Consider the following 18,754-nt stretch of genomic DNA (forward strand, 5'->3'; position numbering starts at 1 on the left):
ACAAGGCCTCTGCCTCAGGACGGGGTCAGCTCAGGCACTTTTAACCGGCGCCACCGCCAGCTCCACCTGCTCGCTCTTCTTGATCACCGCATACACCACCGCCGTCAACAGGCTGCCCGCCACGATCGCCAGCAAGTACAGCAGCGCATGGTTGATCGCATTGGGGATCAACAGCACGAACAAGCCGCCATGCGGTGCCATCAGCTTGCAGCCAAAGTACATCGACAATGCACCGGTCAGCGCACCGCCGACGATACTGGCCGGGATCACCCGCAGCGGGTCCTTGGCGGCAAACGGGATAGCCCCCTCGGAGATAAAGCACAAGCCCAGCGCCAGTGCCGCCTTGCCCGCCTCACGCTCGCTCTGGGCGAACTTGCGCCGGGCCAGGAAGGTGGCAATACCCAGGCCGATCGGCGGCACCATGCCAGCGGCCATGGTCGCCGCCATCGGCGCGTAGCTCGACGAAGCCAACAGCCCCACCGAGAACGCATAGGCGGCCTTGTTGATCGGCCCGCCAAGGTCGACGCACATCATGCCGCCCAGCAACAGCCCCAGCAGAATGGCATTGGTGGTGCCCATGCTGTCGAGGAAGTGCGTAAGGCCTTCGAGCATCGCCGCTACCGGCTGGCCAACCACGTAGATCATCACCAGGCCGGTGAACAGGCTGGCCAGCAGCGGAATGATCAAGATCGGCTTGAGCGCTTCCAGGCTGCTCGGCAAGCGCGCCCAACGGGCAATGGCCTTGGCGCTGTAACCGGCAAGAAAACCCGCGACGATGCCACCAATGAAACCAGCCCCCAGGGTGCTGGCCAGCAAACCGCCGATCATGCCTGGGGCCAACCCCGGTCGGTCGGCAATGGACCAGGCGATGTAACCGGCCAGCAAAGGCACCATCAGCTTGAACGCAGCCTCGCCGCCAATCTGCATCAACGCCGCCGGCAAGGTGCCCGGCTGTTTGTAGGCCTCGATGCCGAACACGAACGACAGGGCAATCAGCAGGCCACCGGCCACCACCATCGGCAGCATGAACGACACGCCAGTGAGCAGGTGCTTGTATACCCCACTCTTCTCGCCTTTGGCTGCCGTGCTGGCCGCCGCAGCCTCTGCACTGTTTTCCACCTTGGCTTCGGCCAAGGCTTTGTCCAGCGTGGCGCGGGCCTGCTTGAGGGCGATGCCGGTGCCGCAGCGGTAAATACGCTTGCCGGCGAAACGCGCGGTGGGTACTTCGATGTCGGCGGCCAGCAACACCACGTCTGCTGCAGCGATGGCTTCGGCGGACAACGGGTTGCGCGCACCGACCGAGCCCTGGGTCTCGACGGTGAGCTGGTATCCCAGTTGCTGTGCGGCTTGCTGCAAAGCTTCTGCAGCCATGAAGGTGTGCGCAACGCCGGTCGGGCAGGCAGTGACGGCAACGATACGAGCAGCGGCGCTGCCAGCTGCGGCCGGGGTGTCTGGCAATGCGCTCAGCAGTTGGGCGTTGGCGGCCGCTTCGTCGAGGAAGCCCTCGCGATCAGCCAAGGCCTGGGACGGCGTACTCTTGTATAGGCGCTTGCCGACGAAGCGGGCCAGGTCCACCGGGCCGGTGCTGACCACCAGCACCCAGTCGGCCTCGGCGATCTGTGCCGCACTCAGTTGCCGCTCAGGGTGCTCGGCATCCAGCACTTCGACACTGGTGCTCCAACCACGTCGCTGGGCAGCGGCAGCCAGCAGGCGCGCGCTCAGCACACTCGATACCTGGCCGTTGGGGCAGGCGGTGACAATGGCAATGTTCATCGGCAACCCTCTTGTTGTTCTGTCAGTTGCACGGCGGCTTCCAGACGTTCCAGTTGCTCGCGGTCACGGATGCCGAAGCCAACCTGGGTGACGGCCTGGGCGGCAATTGCAGTGGCACGAATCAAGGTCTGCGCGGGGGCCTCGCCCTGCAGCAGGCCATGAACCATGCCGGCCACCAGCGAATCCCCCGCCCCCACCGTGCTGGCGACCCGCACCTTGGGCGGGCAGGCATGCACGGCCAGATCGCGGCGGAACCAGCTGACGCCCTGCTCCCCTGCAGAGACCACCACGTGCTCAACGCCAGCGGCCAGCAGGCGCTCGGCGGCAGCGCGCTGCTGCGCCGGATTATCCACAGCCAGACCAAGCACCTCGCCCAGCTCCTCGGTATTGGGTTTCACCAGCCAGGGCGCAGCCTGCAGGCCAGCACGCAGGGCTTCACCGCTGCTATCCAGGGCCACCTTGAGGCCTTGCGCCTTCAGCTGTTCGAGCAACTGACGGAACCAGTCGGCACTGATCCCACGCGGCAGGCTGCCGGCCACCACCACCGCATCATGACCTGGGGCGACCTGCTGCAGCCTGCGCAGCAAGGCGCTGCGTGCCGCCTCATCGACCTCCGGGCCCTGGCCGTTGATATCGGTGACGCGGCCATCGGCCTCGACCAGCTTGATGTTGCTACGGGTTTCGCCCGGCACGCGGACAAAACAGTCGGCAAAGCCGCGCCAGGCGATCAACGCCTCGAAGGGCTGCAGGTTGTCCTGCCCGAGGAAACCGCCGACGGTCACGCTGTGCCCCAGGTCGGCCAATACCTGGGCAACGTTCAGCCCCTTGCCCGCTGCGTGACTTTGCTGCGCTTGACTACGGTTGACCTGCCCAGGGCGCAGGGTGTCCAGGCCGACGGTGATATCCAGCGCCGGGTTCAGGGTAAGGGTGAGGATCTTGGCCATTCAGTAACGCTCCACCAGCGCGCGAACTGCCGCAGCGCTGTCCTGTTGCAAGGCTTCGCGCGCCAGGGCGCGGGCCGTCTGGTGATCGGCCTGGCGAACCAGTGCCTTGACTTCGGCGATGCTGCGCGCGGATACACTGAGCTCGTCCACGTCCAGGCCCAGCAGCACGGCGACCGCCTGCGGGTCGGCCGCCAGCTCGCCACACACGCCCACCCACTTGCCTTGGGCATGGGCGGCACGCACCGTCATGTCGATCAGGGTCAATACTGCCGGGTGCAGGCCGTCGGCCTGGGCCGAGAGGCTGGGGTGGCCACGGTCGATGGCCAAGGTGTACTGGGTCAGGTCATTGGTGCCGATGCTGAAGAAGTCCACTTCGCGCGCCAATTGCGCTGCCAGCAGGGCCGCCGAAGGCACCTCGACCATGATGCCCAGTTGCAGGTCGGCGACCGGGATTTCTGCACGCAGGCGCTCGACCATGGCCCGAGCCTCGCGCCATTCGTGCACCTGGCCAACCATCGGGAACATGATGCGCAGCGGTCGCTGGTCGGCGGCCCGTAGCAAGGCGCGCAACTGGTCTTCCATGATTTGCGGGCGCTGCAGCGTCAGGCGTACGCCACGTACACCAAGGAACGGGTTTTCCTCGGCGGCGATGGGCCAGTAAGGCAGCGGCTTGTCGCCACCGACATCGAGGGTGCGCACCACCAGTGGCCGCCCGCCCAGGCCATCAAGCACACGGCGGTACTCGGCCTCCTGGGTGGCCACGTCCGGCGCTTGAGGGTGGGCCATGAAAATCAGTTCGGTGCGCAGCAGGCCAACGCCTTCGGCGCCCTGCTCCACCACCTTGGCGATGCCGTTGCTGTCGCCAATGTTGGCGAACACCTCGACGGCATGACCATCACGGGTGACGGCTGGCTCGAAGCGGTTGGCCCAGGCAGCCTGCAGGCGCTGCTCACGCAGGTCGCGCTCGGCCAGCGCCTGTTGCAACTCATCCACTGGCGGCGCCACGCTGACCACTCCACGCTGGCCATCGAGCAGCAGCGGCGTGCCACTCTCCAGCAGCAGAATCGACGCACCTGCGCCGACCACCGCCGGAATGCCCAATGCACGGGCGACGATGGCACTGTGGGCCGTGGCACCGCCTTGGGCGGTGACGATGCCGGCAACCCGGTTCGGGTCCAGGCGGGCGACATCGGACGGGCCGACTTCAGTCATCACCAACACATAGGGTTGCTCGGGTTCAACCTGCGCCTGCACTCCACACAGCTGCGCCAGCACGCGGCGGCCAATGTCGCGCAGGTCGGCGGCGCGCTCGGCGAGCAGGGCATCGTGCAACGACTCCTGCTGACGGGCTGCGGCTTCGATCACGGCCATCCAGGCGGCCGCAGCGCTTTCGCCCTGGGCCAGGCGCTGTTCGATATCGTCGGTCAGGGCCGGGTCGGCAAGCATTTCCTGATGGGTGACGAAAATTTCGCCAATGGCCTTGTCGCTGCGCAGCACCAACGCCTGCAGTTCGCTGTTCACACTGGCGATGGCTGCGCGCAGCTTCTGCCGCTCCTGGGCGCAGGATTCGCCACGCAACGGATAGTCGAACTCACGCTCGACACAGACATGCGCCGGGCCACTGGCAATGCCGGGCGCTGCGCCCACACCCTGGATACGGCTGCCGGCGGCTGGGGCCTGCAGCACTTCGGGTGGGTGATCGGCCATGGGCGTGACGCTCTGCGGCAGCGGTTCAACCTCTTCGCCAAGGCCTTGTTCGATAGCGGCCAGCAGCACCGGCAAGGCATCGGCGGCGATGCCAGGCTCGGCGACCAGCTCCAGCACCTGACCACGGCGGGCGCCCAGGCTCAGCAGCTTGCTCAGGCTCTTCAGCGACACCGCTGGCTGCGCGCTGTCGACCAGGCGCACACGGATTTCCCCTTCAAAGCCTTTGGCCAGCTGTGCCAGCACCTTGGCCGGGCGGGCATGCAGGCCATGAGGGTTGGCCAGCACAATACGCGCGCTGGGCCAATCCGCCGGCGCTTCGCCGCCCAGCACTTCCAGTACCGCGCGGCTGCTGGTGGCCTGGTAGAGCATCTGCCCACGGCCTTCAATCAGCACTTCACACAGGCGCTCGAGCAAGGCTTGGTGAGCGGCGCCTAGGCTCGCCAGGCAGAACAAACCGTTGAGCGGTTGGTCGCGATAGCGCAACGGCTGCTGGGGGGTGATGAACGCCAGGCCCGGCTGACGTACCTGACGCTCGCTGTGCAGCCACCAAAGGCCCTCACCCAGCGGCAGCGGCTCGGCTTGCTGCAATACGGCGGCAAAGCCGCTGTCGACACAATCGGCACGTTGCAACAGGCGGGCACCGCGCCAGGCCAGTTCGTCGAAGTCTTCAGCCGGCAGGTTCAGGCCAACCAGCTGCGCATCCAGCGCCAGTGCCTGTGGTGCGCCCTGCAGCAGCTTGAGCAGCGCTTCGGCGGAACTGGCCCGGCGCAGCGCTTCGGCCAGGTCGGTCTCGCCCAGGGCGCGGGTGAGCAGCTGCAGCAGGCGCAGGTGTTCGTCGGAGCGAGCGGCGATACCGATGGCCAGGTAGACCATTTGCCCGTCACCCCAGTCCACACCCTCGGGGAACTGCAGCAGACGCACGCCGGTGGTATACACCAGATCACGGGTTTGCGGCGTGCCATGGGGGATGGCGATGCCCTGGCCAAGGAACGTCGAGCCCTGCACCTCGCGGGCTTGCAGCCCTTGCAGGTAACCCTCGGCGACCAGGCCGTCCCCGACCAGCCGGTCCGCCAGCAGGCTCAATGCCTCGGCCTTGTCGGCGGCCGTCTGGCCCATGGCTATCTGCTCCTTGGCGAGCTCGAGCATGACCTTCTCCTTTTGCAGTTCCCGTTCGGGTACTGGAGTATTGTTGTGAAATTCACATAAAGGGCCAGTTCCGCAGCCTTGCACGGATGGCAGCCGAGGCAGAAAATTCGGCAGCTGAAACGTTTAACCTGACCAGACGGCCACGTTACTCGATAATCTGCCCGGTAAAAAGCCCCATCCTGTCGGACAATTGCGACAATGGTCGTCTGCGCGTGATGCCCGTGCCGGGTCAAACTACCCGGTCCGGCCTTACAGCCAGCCCCGGTAATAACAAGGAAAATTCGGTGAAACTCAGCGATATCGCCCGTCTGGCCGGTGTGTCCGTGACCACTGCCAGCTACGTCATCAACGGCAAGGCTGAACAGCAGCGCATCAGCAACAGTACTGTCGAGCGGGTACGCGCGGTGGTCGAAGCCCACGGCTTCACCCCCAACCCGCAGGCTGCTGGGCTGCGCAGCCGGCATACCCGCACCCTGGGCTTCATTCTCCCGGATCTGGAGAACCCCAGCTACGCCCGCATTGCCAAGCAACTGGAGCAAGGCGCCCGCGCCCGCGGCTACCAGTTGCTGATCGCCAGCAGCGACGACCAGCCCGACAGCGAGCGCCAACTGCAGCAGCTGTTCCGTGCGCGCCGATGCGATGCATTGTTCGTTGCCAGCTGCCTGCCGCCAGAAGATGACAGCTACCGTGACTTGCAGGACAAAGGCCTGCCGGTGATCGCCATCGACCGCCGCCTGGACCCTGCGCACTTCTGCTCGGTGATCAGCGATGACCGCGATGCCAGCCGCCAACTGGCCGCCAGCCTGCTCAATTCGGCCCCACGCAGCATTGCCTTGATCGGCGCACGCCCCGAGCTGTCGGTCAGCCAGGCGCGCGCAGGCGGTTTCGACGAAGCCCTGCAAGGTTATGCCGGCGAAGTGCGCCGCTACCAGGGCGAAGCGTTCAGCCGCGAGTGCGGCCAACGCCTGATGCAGCAGCTGATCGAAGACCTGGGTGGCTTGCCGGATGCCCTGGTGACCACCTCCTATGTGCTGCTGCAAGGGGTGTTCGACACCCTGCAGGCACGCCCTGCCGACTCGCGTCAGCTGCAACTGGGCACCTTTGGCGACAACCAACTGCTCGACTTCCTGCCGCTACCGGTCAATGCCATGGCCCAGCAGCATGGCCTGATTGCCGCCACCGCGCTGGAACTGGCCCTGGCCGCAATTGAGGAAAAACGCTACGAACCCGGCGTGCATGCCGTTGGCCGCACCTTCAAGCAACGCATCACAGCGGCCTGAAAATGCGCCTGATCGACACCCACACTCACTTGGACTTCCCCGACTTCGACGCCGACCGCTCGCGCCTGCTGGCCAACGCGGCGGCACGCGGGGTGGAACGGATGGTGGTGCTGGGGGTTTATCAGGCAAATTTCCAACGGGTGTGGGACCTGGCCTGCGCCAATGAACGCCTGTTTGCGGCACTCGGCCTGCACCCGGTGTACCTCGACGAGCATCGCCCAGAGCACCTGACGCAATTACGCCAATGGCTGGAGCGCCTGCGCGGCGACCCGCGGCTATGCGCCGTGGGCGAGTTTGGCCTGGACTATTACCTTGAGGACCTGGACAAAACGCGCCAACAGGGCCTGTTCGAAGCGCAACTGCAAATGGCCTGCGACTTTGACCTGCCCGCGCTGTTGCATGTGCGCCGCAGCCATGCCCAGGTAATTGCCACGCTCAAGCGTTACAAACCGGCGCGGGCGGGGGTGATCCATGCGTTTGCCGGCAGTTACGAAGAGGCCCGTGAGTACATCAAGCTGGGCTTCCGCCTCGGGCTTGGTGGCGCCGGCACCTGGCCGCAGGCGCTGCGGCTGCGCAAGACGCTGGCGCGGCTGCCGCTGGAGAGCGTGGTGCTGGAGACCGATGCGCCGGATATGGCGCCGGTGATGCACCCAGGGATGCGCAACAGCCCGGAACACTTGCCGGACATTGCCGGGGCGCTGGCCCAGGTGATGGGCTTGGATGTAGAAGAGCTGGCGCAGGCCAGTAGCCGCAATGCCTGCGAGTTGTTTGGCTGGTGAAATCCAGGTGAGCGTGGTTTTTGTGGCTGCGGCCATGAATCAAACCAGCACGGTCCACAGCGCGAACCCGGCATACCACAACACCGCACAGCGCAGCAGCAGCTCCCACAGACTGTCCAGCCGCCCCAGCCCACGCTGGCTGTCTTCTTCCTCTGGAATGTCATCGGCAATACGCCCGACCCGGGCCACCAGGTGCGCGGCGCTGATGTGCCAGTTGAGCACCTCGTGCAGCATTACCCGTGTCACGGCGAGGAAGTTGCCCACCAGGGCAAAGCTCAGCGCCAGCACCCGTACTGGCAGCCAGTCCATGATGTGCCGCAGCTGCTCGGCACGCGCCTTGAGCGTCGGCTGCTTGCTGTGTTCGCCACACAGTGCCAGCAGTCGATAAGCCAACGCCGCACCGGGGCCCAACACGAAATACCAGAAGATCACCGCGAAAAAGCCCTGGTACACCTGCCACAGCAGGTTGCCCTGTACCCGTACCAGCAGGCTGTGCGGCTCATCGGCCACCAGGCCCAGGTCACGCTCGGCCACATGCAGCGCCGCCTGGTCGTCGCCCCGCCGCCAGGCATCGCGGAACGGGCCCATCGAGGCCTTGGCATCGCCACGGCCCAGGCTGTAGATCAGCACCAGCAGGTGCACCGGCAAGGCCAGCAAGCCATAGGCCACTGGCTCCAGCACATGCAGCAGCAATACCAGCAGCGCGACCGGCGCCAAGACCAGAATGGCCAGCGTCCACCACGGGTGCACCTTACCGCTGCGCTCAAGGCGTACAAGTTCGCCAAGGAAGAACCCATCGCGCTGCACCTGATGGCGCAAAGCCGAGAACTTCTCGACCCACAGCGCCAGCAACAAAACCAGAAAACTCATGCCTCATCCTCATTGTGCTGCAGCGCCTGACGGTAGCGCGGCCAATCGAAGGCCGGGCCGGGGTCGGTCTTGCGCTGCGGGGCAATGTCGCTATGGCCCTGGATGCGGCTCAGGTCGATGGCCGGCCAGGCATCGCGGATGTGCCGGGTAAGTTGCTCCAGCACAGCGTACTGGGCATCGGTATAGGGCTGGTCGTCGGTGCCCTCCAGTTCGATGCCGATGGAAAAATCATTGCAGCCCTCGCGCCCGTCGAAGCTCGACACCCCCGCATGCCAGGCGCGGTCACGTAACGATACGAACTGGGTCACCGCACCGTCACGCTCGACGAACAGGTGCGCCGACACTGTCAGATGGTTGATGCTGGCAAAGTAGGGATGTTCATCGGGGTCCAGACAGTTCTGGAAGAACTGCTGCACCTTGCCGGTGCCGAAACAGGCCGGGGGCAAGCTGATGTTGTGGATCACCAGCAGGGAAATCGATTCGCCCTCTGGGCGCGCATTGAAGTTCGGCGAGGGGCAGTGGGTGATTCCGATTCCGTGGAACCAGCCAGTGGCACGGTCCAATTGCATGGGGCAGATCCTGAAAACGCCATGAACAAGACAACAGTATGCCCTGTGGCCAACACCGTGTGCATGTGAATGATTGTAATGCTGCCGCTACTGCACCAGCCCTTGCCGCAAGCCGTCGAGCACGGCCTCCAGTGCACGCTCGAACAGCAGCCCGTCATCCAGCACGCGCACTTCGCCCCGCTGCAGTGCCTGGGCCAGGCTGGTGCTGCTCCATTCGCGCACTTTCATGCCGGTGCGGTTGGCGAACACCAGCCGGTCACTGCTGTTTATACGTGCCACCAGCTTGCAGCGCAGGGGTTCGTCTTCATCGAGCGCCTCGACCCAGGTGCCGATGCGCAGGCGCTGAACCTGGTGTAACGCTGCAGCCTGCCCGTCGGCGATCTGCAGCGGCACACAGGCGGGCTCTTCGGCCATTGCCAGCACAATGTCTTCGGCCACCCGTACATCAGCCAGAAGTTGCCCATCGCCACTCGGCAGCACCTGGGCACCTGCGCAGGCGCGCAGGTGCAACTGCTCCAATTGCAGGAAGAACTCGCGGGTGGCCAGCGCGTCCAGGGCCACGCTGGCCAAGCCCTCACGCAGCGCCTTGAGCAGGCCCGGCACCTGCTGCAACAAGGCTTGTGGCTCATGGGGCGCAGTGATGCTGGCCAGCAGCGTGTCCATCGTCTGCAACGCGTCGCGCCATTCCTGGGAGTTCTCGCCCTGTTTCAGCCAAGCCAGCAGCAACACCTGGCTCCAGGCCTGTACCAGCATATGTACCACCACCTGCGGCAATACTCGGCCGCGCAGGCGCTGGTTGAGCACATCTTGCACCTGCTGCCTGGCCTGCAGCGTCCGGGCTCGGCCTTCTTCGGCATCACGGGTGCGTTGTTCCAGCAACTCGTTGCGCCGCCGCTCGTCCTGGTTGAAAGCGAGGAAGTCGTCGAGCAGCTCGGTGAACAAGCCGACATCTTCGGCAAAATCATTGAGCAGGCGCTGGACGATACGCTCTACCCGCAAGTGCAAGCTGTCACGCTGCCCTTCCCTGCCGTATTCCCAGCCAATCGCCGCACCGGCGACCTCGTTGAGCAGCCGGCGCGCCGGATGGCTCGCCCGGCTGAACAGCCCCTTGTCCAACAAGGCCACCTTGAGTAGCGGAATGTGCAAGCGGGCAATCAGCGCCCGCAGGCTGGCCGGCAGGTTGTCGTCGTTGTGGATGAAGGCGAACAGCATGCCAACCAGGTTGATCATGTCTTCGTCGGCCACGGCAAGGCGCCGGCGCGTGCCACTGCGCACGCTGACCCGCAACAACAGTTGCTCAAGCTGCTGGCCGAGCTCGAAATCATCGGCCTCGTGGGTGGCGGGCACGTAGTGCTGCAAATGCGATAGCAGCCGGAGCAGGTCGGCGCAGCTGATCGGCTGGGCGGCAGACACTGCCTGCAAGCGCGGGGCGAACTGCCCGCGCACCGGGGCCAGCAGCGCCTGCACCGAGGCAAAGAAAGCCTGCCCTGCCGCATCCGCGCCCACCGTCTGACCAAGGTTCGCGTGCCCCCTCCGTGCACGCATGCGCTGGTCTTCAGCCCGCCGCCGCGGTGCCGGCTGCAGTTCGGGCAGCACACCGGCGGCGGCCAGCAGTTGGTTGGCTTCGCCATAGATCACATCGGCATCGCGCAGCACATAGCGCTCGAACAGCTTGAGCAGCACCAGCTTGACCCGCAAACCAACCCCAAGGTTACGCCCGGCATCGAGGAAGTAACTGCATAATGCGGCAGGCCCCAACGGGTTGTGCGGCTCGTACAGCGGCCGGTCGAGCAGCGCCTGCAAACGCAAGCCCAACTGCTGCAAGGCAATGCCATCGCGTGACAACACCCGCGCCACCATGCCATCGATGGCGGCAGCCCGCTCCAGTTGGGCCTTGCTGCAAAGGTTGCCCGGCTCGACCTGCTGAGCCAGCAGGTCGATTTGGCCCATGCGCGCAAAGGTGTCGTAGAACGTATCGAGAAAACCACGTTCGATGCTTTTGCGCTTCAGGCGCAAGTCGCGCATGGCCTCGAAGTACAGGCTCTGGTCACAGCAGTCCAAGGCCTTGTCGGCCATTTCGAAAAGGGTGTCGTCGGCGTTGTCGAACAAGTCCTGCAAACCCTGACGCAACTGCAGAGCAGCCTTGTCGCGCACTTGCAGTAGCAAGACCGGAAGGCAAGGCAGAGGCGCACGCCCGCCTCGGTCGATGGCTGCCGCCAAGGGCACCACCTTGCCTTCTTTTTGCATCCTGGACTCCTTGCAGGGTGTCTTGCCCGGACGGGCCCATCATCGTCAAAGCTATGACGCCAAATACTGGTCGCTATTATCGATAAAATTTCGTACAGCTGCCAGCGCCGTTTTACAGGCTGTTCAGTGACCCTGTTTTGCACGGTCTGCTCACCACGCCCGACCAATGGTCATCATCAAGGCGGCTGTACACGCAAGCCCCCTGCCCTATAATCGCCGGCATCTAGCTTGTGGAGCCGAACATGCCGAACCTACGCCTTGCCGACCTGACCGCTGAAATTGAAGCCAACGTGCGCCGCGCATTGTTGGAGGACATCGGCAGTGGCGATATCACCGCGCAGTTGATCCCGGCCGAGCGCCTGGCCAAGGCCACCATCATCACCCGCGAGGATTGCGTAATCGCCGGCACCGCCTGGGTCGATGCCGTGTTCCGCCAGCTCGACCCGCGTGTTGCAGTGCACTGGCAGGTGGCCGACGGTGAACGGGCTACTGCCAATCAGCCGCTGTTCCATCTGGAAGGCCCGGCCCGCTCGCTGCTCAGCGGTGAGCGCAGCGCGCTGAATTTCTTGCAGATGCTGTCGGGGGTCGCCACCCGTGCACGCTTCCTCGCCGACCTGGTGGCAGACACCCAGGTACGCCTGCTGGACACCCGCAAAACCCTGCCTGGCCTGCGCTTGGCGCAGAAGTACGCGGTGACCTGTGGCGGCTGCGACAACCATCGCATCGGCCTGTACGACGCCTTCCTGATCAAGGAAAACCATATTGCTGCCAGCGGCGGCGTAGCCCAAGCCGTGGCGGCGGCGCACCGCATCGCACCGGGCAAACCGGTGGAAATCGAGGTGGAGAGCCTGGAAGAACTGCGTGAGGCGCTGGCCGCTGGTGCAGACATCATCATGCTCGACGAGCTCAACCTGGACGAAATGCGCGAAGCGGTGCGTATCAACGCTGGCAAGGCCAAGCTGGAGGCCAGTGGCGGGGTAAACGAAACGACCTTGCGGGTGATTGCCGAGACTGGGGTGGACTACATCTCGATTGGCGCCATGACCAAGGATGTAAAGGCGGTAGACCTGTCGATGCGATTGAGCCTGTGAGCTGAACGCAGGCAACAAAAAACCGGCCACTGAGCCGGTTTTTTGTTGCCTTGCTGGATCAGAACGAAGCGTTGGCCAACCCGTCCAGGTAACGCTCCACATCCAATGCCGCCATGCAGCCAGCGCCGGCCGAGGTAATGGCCTGACGGTAAACGTGGTCAGCCACGTCACCGGCGGCGAACACGCCCTCGACGTTGGTGGCGGTGGCATTGCCTTCACGGCCGCCATTGACTACCAGGTAGCCGTCCTTCAAGGTCAGCTGGCCTTCGAACAGCGAAGTGTTCGGGGTGTGGCCAATGGCGATGAATACGCCGTCGACCTTGATCTCGTCACTGCTGCCATCGTTGTTCTTCAGGCGCGCACCGGTCACGCCCATGTTGTCACCCAGCACTTCGTCCAGGGTGGCGTTGAGCTTGAGCTCGATCTTGCCTTCGGCCACGCGCGCGTTCAGCTTGTCGACCAGAATCTTCTCGGCGCGGAAGGTTTCGCGACGGTGTACCAAGGTCACCTTGCTGGCGATGTTGGCCAGGTACAGCGCCTCTTCCACGGCAGTGTTGCCACCGCCGACCACGGCGACCGGCTTGTTGCGGTAGAAGAAACCGTCGCAAGTAGCACAGGCCGAAACGCCTTTGCCCATGAAGGTTTCTTCCGACGGCAGGCCCAGGTAGCGAGCGCTGGCGCCAGTGGCGATGATCAGCGCGTCGCAGGTGTACTTGCCACTGTCACCCTGCAGGGTGAACGGCTTGTTGGCCAGGTCGACAGCATTGATGTGGTCGAAGACGATTTCGGTTTCGAAACGCTCGGCATGCTCTTGCATACGCTGCATCAGCGCCGGGCCGGTCAGGCCGTGGGGGTCGCCCGGCCAGTTGTCGACTTCGGTGGTGGTGGTCAGCTGGCCACCGGCCTGCATGCCGGTGATCAGCAGCGGCTTGAGGTTGGCACGGGCGGCATACACCGCAGCGCTATAACCGGCAGGGCCGGAACCGAGAATGATGACGCGCGAATGACGTACTTCAGACATGTCGAACTCCTGTCGAGCGGGCCGGTATCGGTGTACCGGCTGCGCCAGCTGGAAAATTAAAAAGGACCCACGCAGCACTTGGGGAAGGCTACAACGCGCAGGCCCAGAAAGCGGAAAGTTGAGCGCACTGTAGCGAGGTCGCAAAGATTAAGGAAATATCCTTCGACAATCCACCTCATAGGCATCGTCTATGCTGCGATTTCATCGATAGCCATGCCCCTGACGCTTTTGTTACAGCCCGTTTCCCGCCCGCTACCCGCCTTTCGTCGGCGCGGCAAACTCGGTAAGGTCAGCGCGTTTTCCTTCTGTGCGGAGTAACTAGATGCAAGCCCCTGTCCTCTCTGGCCCCCAGTACCTACGTGAAGGCCTGAAACTGGTGCTGAGCCCCAACCTGCGGTTGTTCGTGCTGCTGCCGCTAACGGTCAACCTGCTGCTGTTCGGTGGCCTGATCTACTTCGCCGGCCACCAGTTCGGGCTGTGGCTCGATGCCTTGATGCCAACGCTGCCTGACTGGTTGAGCTTCCTCAGCTACATCCTTTGGCCGTTGTTCGTTGCCTTGCTGCTGCTGATGGTGTTTTTCACCTTCACCCTGGTGGCAAACATCATCGCCGCCCCATTCAATGGCTTCCTGGCGGAAAAGGTCGAGGTGGTGGTCCGTGGCGAAGACACCTTCCCGGCGTTCAGCTGGGGCGAACTGCTGGCCATGGTACCGCGCACCTTCAGCCGCGAAATGCGCAAGCTGGGGTACTTCCTGCCGCGGGCCATCGGCCTGTTCATCCTGTCGCTGATCCCGGTGGTCAACGTGGTGGCGGCGCCGCTGTGGCTCATTTTCGGTGTATGGATGATGGCCATCCAGTACATCGACTACCCGGCGGACAACAACAAGATGAGCTGGCAGGACATGCTCGCCTGGCTGCGCCAGAAGCGCTGGCAAAGCCTGGGTTTTGGCGGCATCACCTACCTGGCGCTGATGATTCCGGGGGTGAACGTGCTGATGATGCCGGCGGCGGTGGCGGGGGCTACGTTGTTCTGGGTGCGCGAGCGCAACTGATCCCCGCGCCCGCCATACCCCTGCCGGGCTGGGGCGTCACTGCCCCAATCGGCTGGAGAACTGCCCCACCACATCCACCACTCGCTTCGCCCCATCCTGAATCTCGACAATCACGCTGCCCGTCTCGTCCGCCAGCGCCAGCCCCTGTTCGGCCTGGCGCTTGCTGGTGTCGATGATCGACACTGCCGCCTGCGCCAGTTGCTCGTTCTGCTGCACCACCCGAGCGATTTCCTCGGTGGCGGTGCTGGTGCGCGAGGCCAGTTGGCGCACTTCGTCGGCAACCACGGCAAAACCCCGCCCTTGCTCGCCCGCACGGGCCGCTTCGATGGCTGCGTTAAGCGCCAGCAGGTTGGTTTGCCCAGCAATGTCGCTGATGGTCTTGATGATCGAACCGATCACCCGCGACTGAGTATCAAGTGCCTGGATGCCCTCGGCCGCCTCTTGCATCGAGGCCTCCAGGCCACGCATCACGCTGACGGTCTGGGTGACTACCTCGGTGGCCTTGCGGGCGCTGACATCGGTACCCAGGGAGGTGCTGTAGGCGACATCTGCCGCCTCGGCCACTGCCTGCTCCTGGTTGACCTGATCGGTAATCACCGTGGCGAACTTGACCACCTTGTACAGCACGTCGTGGGCATCGAAAATCGGGTTATACGAAGCCTCCAGCCAAATCACCCGGCCATGGGCATCGATGCGTTTGAAGCGCTCGGCAACGTATTCACCACGGCGCAGCTTGTCCCAGAAGGCCTGGTAGCCGGCCGAGTTGGCTTCCTCCGGCTCGCAGAATATGCGGTGGTGCTTACCGCGAATCTGCTCCAGACGATAACCGACGGTGGCGAGGAAACGGTCGTTGGCGGTGAGGATGGTGCCGTCGAGCTCGAACTCGATCACTGCGGTGGAGCGCATCAGCGCCTTGATCAGGCTTTCGTGCTCGCGCGAGGTCTCGATAGTACGGGTAAGGTCGCTGGAATGCAGGGTGAAGTACTTGATGCGCCCCTCGCTGTTCTTGACCGGCTGCAGGATCGAACGCAGCCAGGCCTCCTGCCCATTGCCGCGCAACAGACGGAACGCGCCGTTCAGGTGCTCGCCCCGGCTGATCGCGCTTTTCATGCGCTGGTAAAAGTCGAGGGTCTTCACATGAGCCGGGACGATGTCCTCGATATTGCGCCCAAGCAATTGTTCGGCACGGTAGAGCATCTCGCTCTCGAAGTTGCCGTTGACCATCTCGATCCGTCCTTGAGGGTCGAGCTGCAGTACCAGCATCTCGCTGTCGAGGCTACTCTTGACCTGTTCCATGGACATCAGGTCTTCGCGCAACTGCCGAATTTCTTGCTTGAGCTTGTTGTTGAACATCACCGCTCTCCTGGAGCGCATCACGTAGTCGAATGCATCTTCATCGGCTGCCGATGACACCTTCTTGAGTGCCGTGCGAGGAAATATTCATAAAGGCGAAAGCGTCAGCGGTCAGGCGTCATCTGTACGTCACATGGCAGTCACATTGGCGCAATCCTGCAGGCGGAAACTTTTTGTCATGAATACACCCGCCCTACGCATTACCCTGGTCAGTGAAACCTTCCCACCCGAGATCAACGGCGTGGCCAACACCCTTGGCCGCCTCAGTGAAGGCTTGCGTCAACGCGGCCATGAAGTCGAGGTGGTACGGCCGCGCCAGGCCGGCGAAGCCCCCGTGCAAAACGACCCGCACCTGATGCTGTGCCGTGGTTGGGCCCTGCCGGGCTATCCGGGTTTGCAGTGGGGCGAGGTATCGATGCACAAGCTGTTGCGGCGCTGGCGCCGGCAGCGCCCGGATGTGCTGTACATCGCCACCGAAGGGCCGCTAGGGCTCAGCGCCCTACGCGCAGCCAGGCGCCTGGGTATCGCGGTCGTCAGCGGCTTCCACACCAACTTCCCGCAGTACTCCGGCCAGTACGGTCTGGGCCTGCTGGCGCGCCTGCTCACCCACTATCTGCGCTGGTTCCATCGGCGCACGGCGATCACCTTGGTACCCAGTGTCAGCCAGCGCCTGGAGCTTGAACGCCGTGGGTTCGAGCGCCTGGAACTGTTGGCACGAGGTGTCGATGCCGGCCTGTTCAACCCGACCCGGCGCAACCAGGCGTTGCGTGAAAGCTGGGGGCTCGGCCCGGATGATATCGCCGTATTGCATGTCGGACGGCTGGCGGTGGAAAAGAACCTTGGCTTGCTGCGGCCTTGTCTCGAGGCATTGCAGAAAACTTATCCCCAGAAGCGCTTGCGTCTGATCATGGTCGGTGACGGCCCGCAGCGTGCCAGCCTCCAACAGCAGGTGCCAGATGCAGTGTTCTGTGGCGCCCAGCGCGGCGAGGTGCTGGCCGAGCACTATGCCAGCGGCGACCTGTTCCTTTTCCCCAGCTTGACCGAGACCTTTGGCAACGTGGTGCTCGAGGCCATGGCTTCGGGGTTGGCGGTGGTTGCTTATGACGAGGCGGCAGCTGCGCAGCATATTCGCCATGGACACAGTGGCGGGCTGGCCATGCCAGGGGATGAGGCCGCATTCATCGATGCCGCCTGCTGGCTGCTGGAAGAAGAGGAAACCTTGCGCCGGGTGCGCCTGAATGCGCGGCAGCATGCCAGCCGTCAGGGCTGGCCCGCGATTGTCGAGCAGTTCGAGGGGTATCTGCATTCAGCCCAGAACCCATCTGCTGCCGCACCTGCTTCAAGCTTGGGCCCCACGCGATCAGTGTAGGAGCGGCCTTGCCCCGCGAATGGGCCGTACAGCGGCCCCCGGATTTCAGCACTACCGCAACCATCGAGAGGCCGCGTTGCGGCCCTTTCGCGGCACAAGGCCGCGCCTACAGGAAGTGCGTAAAACTTCAGGCAAGTGCTTTTTCTATGGCCTGGACTACCGCCGGGTCATCCGGCGCCGTGCGCGGTGAAAAACGCGCCAGTACTCGCCCATCCTTGCCCACCAGAAACTTCTCGAAGTTCCAGGTGATGTCACCGGGGAACTCGGCCCCCTCACCCGCCAGCAGACGGTACAGCGAATGGCGCTGCGGGCCGTTGACCTCCAACTTGCCCCCCAGCGGGAAGCTCACCCCATAGTTGAGGCTGCAGAAGTCCTGGATTTCCTTTTCGCTACCCGGCTCCTGGCCGGCAAACTGGTTGCACGGCAGGCCAAGCACGTTGAAGCCCTTGTCCTTGTAAACCTGGTAGAGGTTTTCCAGGGCCTTGTATTGCGGCGTGAGACCACATTTGGAGGCAACGTTGACCACCAGCACCACTTGCCCCTTGAACGGTGCGAGCGGCAGCTCTCCGCCGTTCAGCGCGTCCAGTTTCAGGTCGTGAAATGCACTCATGATGAAATCCCCTCTCAGGTTCCCGGTTGCCGCGGGGGCGAATTGCGCCCACTAAAAAGGCGCTCGTCCAAACCGTCCACCTCCCGTAGGAAGGCAAATCGGCTTGCCCGAGCGCCTGGCGACTTTCTGAGCTTAGCGCAGAAAATCAGTGGTGATGGCCACCTTCACCGTGGATGTGGCGGTGAGCGATTTCTTCTTCGCTGGCGTCACGCACGTCGACAACCTTGACCTTGAAGGTCAGGCGCTGGCCGGCCAGTGGGTGGTTGCCGTCAACGGTGACGTCGTCGCCGTCGAGGTCGCGGATGGTGACGATCTGCATCTGGCCGTCCGGTGCCGAAGCGTGGAACTGCATGCCCACTTCCAGCTCGTCGACGCCTTCGAACAGGCTGCGGTTCAGGGTGCTGACCAGCTCGGCCAGGTATTCGCCGTAGGCGTCTTCCGGCTCGATGGTAACGTTCAGCTCGTCACCAGCCTGTTTACCTTCCAGGGCTTTTTCCAGGCCTGGGATGATGTTGCCGGCACCGTGCAGGTAGACCAGCGGCGCGCCACCGGCGGAGCTGTCGATGGTCTCCCCGGCGTCGTTGGTCAGGGTATAGTCGATGGAGACAGCCTTGTTGGCGGCGATCAGCATGGGGCAAGACCTTTTGCAAAAGAATGTAGAGCGGACAAGTGTAACCAAGCCATCGTCCGATTGCGAACGCACCGCGGACGAGCAACGGCCCATCAGTCGGATCACAGGCTTCCATCAGGACGAAGAAGGCCACTGGGTGGCCGAACTGTCCTGCGGCCACACCCAGCACCTGCGCCACCAACCGCCGTGGCAGGCACGCCCCTGGGTGCTTGACCCGGCCCAGCGCGCGCAGCACATTGGCCAGCCTTTCGCGTGCGGCTGGTGCGCACAAGGGGCCGATAGCGCTACCCTTGGCCGTTAATTTCTTGCACCG

General features: G+C 63.9%; 16 protein-coding genes. 6 read left to right on the forward strand and 10 right to left on the reverse strand.

What is annotated here, in order from left to right; all coding sequences use genetic code 11:
* Positions 1 to 30: 30 nt before the first annotated feature.
* The 3 genes from Q9451_RS26670 to ptsP are packed head-to-tail and all read right to left on the reverse strand — an operon-like array spanning position 31 to position 5,570.
* Positions 31 to 1,773 carry a PTS fructose-like transporter subunit IIB gene (locus Q9451_RS26670; RefSeq protein ID WP_012270538.1) on the reverse strand — a complete coding sequence of 581 codons (1,743 nt, stop codon included), beginning with the start codon at positions 1,771 to 1,773 and terminating at the stop codon, positions 31 to 33.
* The gene (gene pfkB, locus Q9451_RS26675) at positions 1,770 to 2,717 is read right to left on the reverse strand and encodes a 1-phosphofructokinase (RefSeq protein WP_012270537.1); all 948 of its coding nucleotides are present in this window, start codon (positions 2,715 to 2,717) and stop codon (positions 1,770 to 1,772) included. Before pfkB ends, Q9451_RS26670 begins: the two co-directional genes overlap by 4 nt.
* Positions 2,718 to 5,570, reverse strand: a complete 2,853-nt coding sequence (ptsP, locus tag Q9451_RS26680; protein ID WP_012270536.1) for a phosphoenolpyruvate--protein phosphotransferase — start codon at positions 5,568 to 5,570, stop codon at positions 2,718 to 2,720. It lies immediately after the preceding gene.
* 284 nt (positions 5,571 to 5,854) lie between these two features.
* On the opposite strand from ptsP, the gene cra reads away from it, so the two are divergent.
* Positions 5,855 to 6,850 carry a catabolite repressor/activator gene (cra, locus tag Q9451_RS26685; protein WP_012270535.1) on the forward strand — a complete coding sequence of 332 codons (996 nt, stop codon included), beginning with the start codon at positions 5,855 to 5,857 and terminating at the stop codon, positions 6,848 to 6,850.
* 2 nt (positions 6,851 to 6,852) lie between these two features.
* A complete protein-coding gene (locus tag Q9451_RS26690; protein ID WP_012270534.1) occupies positions 6,853 to 7,629 on the forward strand; it encodes a TatD family hydrolase in 777 nt (258 codons plus the stop codon).
* Between the two features lie 39 nt (positions 7,630 to 7,668).
* Here the strand turns inward: Q9451_RS26690 and ampE are convergent, their stop codons facing one another.
* The 3 genes from ampE to Q9451_RS26705 all read right to left on the reverse strand — a co-directional run bounded on the left by ampE (position 7,669) and on the right by Q9451_RS26705 (position 11,315).
* Positions 7,669 to 8,499 carry a regulatory signaling modulator protein AmpE gene (ampE, locus tag Q9451_RS26695; RefSeq protein WP_012270533.1) on the reverse strand — a complete coding sequence of 277 codons (831 nt, stop codon included), beginning with the start codon at positions 8,497 to 8,499 and terminating at the stop codon, positions 7,669 to 7,671.
* The gene (ampD, locus tag Q9451_RS26700; RefSeq protein ID WP_012270532.1) at positions 8,496 to 9,068 is read right to left on the reverse strand and encodes a 1,6-anhydro-N-acetylmuramyl-L-alanine amidase AmpD; all 573 of its coding nucleotides are present in this window, start codon (positions 9,066 to 9,068) and stop codon (positions 8,496 to 8,498) included. Before ampD ends, ampE begins: the two co-directional genes overlap by 4 nt.
* Positions 9,069 to 9,155: 87 nt before the next feature.
* Complete coding sequence (locus tag Q9451_RS26705) at positions 9,156 to 11,315, reverse strand: DUF1631 domain-containing protein (protein ID WP_012270531.1); 2,160 nt, start codon at positions 11,313 to 11,315, stop codon at positions 9,156 to 9,158.
* Between the two features lie 242 nt (positions 11,316 to 11,557).
* On the opposite strand from Q9451_RS26705, the gene nadC reads away from it, so the two are divergent.
* Positions 11,558 to 12,406 (forward strand): carboxylating nicotinate-nucleotide diphosphorylase, encoded by an 849-nt coding sequence (nadC, locus tag Q9451_RS26710; RefSeq protein ID WP_012270530.1) that lies wholly within the window; start codon positions 11,558 to 11,560, stop codon positions 12,404 to 12,406.
* 58 nt (positions 12,407 to 12,464) lie between these two features.
* On the opposite strand, the gene trxB is transcribed toward nadC, so the two are convergent.
* A complete protein-coding gene (gene trxB, locus Q9451_RS26715) occupies positions 12,465 to 13,427 on the reverse strand; it encodes a thioredoxin-disulfide reductase (protein ID WP_003247318.1) in 963 nt (320 codons plus the stop codon).
* A gap of 322 nt (positions 13,428 to 13,749) precedes the next feature.
* Here trxB and cysZ point away from each other — a divergent pair, with 322 nt between their 5' ends.
* A complete protein-coding gene (gene cysZ, locus Q9451_RS26720) occupies positions 13,750 to 14,478 on the forward strand; it encodes a sulfate transporter CysZ (protein WP_012270529.1) in 729 nt (242 codons plus the stop codon).
* Between the two features lie 36 nt (positions 14,479 to 14,514).
* Here cysZ and Q9451_RS26725 read toward each other — a convergent pair whose 3' ends face one another.
* Complete coding sequence (locus tag Q9451_RS26725; RefSeq protein ID WP_012270528.1) at positions 14,515 to 15,831, reverse strand: PAS domain-containing methyl-accepting chemotaxis protein; 1,317 nt, start codon at positions 15,829 to 15,831, stop codon at positions 14,515 to 14,517.
* A gap of 178 nt (positions 15,832 to 16,009) precedes the next feature.
* On the opposite strand from Q9451_RS26725, the gene Q9451_RS26730 reads away from it, so the two are divergent.
* A complete protein-coding gene (locus Q9451_RS26730; RefSeq protein ID WP_012270527.1) occupies positions 16,010 to 17,200 on the forward strand; it encodes a glycosyltransferase family 1 protein in 1,191 nt (396 codons plus the stop codon).
* Between the two features lie 127 nt (positions 17,201 to 17,327).
* Here the strand turns inward: Q9451_RS26730 and Q9451_RS26735 are convergent, their stop codons facing one another.
* Both Q9451_RS26735 and Q9451_RS26740 read right to left on the reverse strand, forming a co-directional pair.
* Complete coding sequence (locus Q9451_RS26735; RefSeq protein WP_012270526.1) at positions 17,328 to 17,810, reverse strand: glutathione peroxidase; 483 nt, start codon at positions 17,808 to 17,810, stop codon at positions 17,328 to 17,330.
* A gap of 145 nt (positions 17,811 to 17,955) precedes the next feature.
* Entirely contained in the window at positions 17,956 to 18,441 is a 486-nt protein-coding gene (locus Q9451_RS26740; protein WP_012270525.1) for a peptidylprolyl isomerase, read from the reverse strand.
* On the opposite strand from Q9451_RS26740, the gene Q9451_RS26745 reads away from it, so the two are divergent.
* The gene (locus Q9451_RS26745; protein ID WP_041166374.1) at positions 18,440 to 18,742 is read left to right on the forward strand and encodes a DUF3565 domain-containing protein; all 303 of its coding nucleotides are present in this window, start codon (positions 18,440 to 18,442) and stop codon (positions 18,740 to 18,742) included. The genes Q9451_RS26740 and Q9451_RS26745 overlap by 2 nt on opposite strands.
* Positions 18,743 to 18,754: the final 12 nt, after the last annotated feature.

This window comes from Pseudomonas sp. NY8896 (assembly GCF_039634505.1).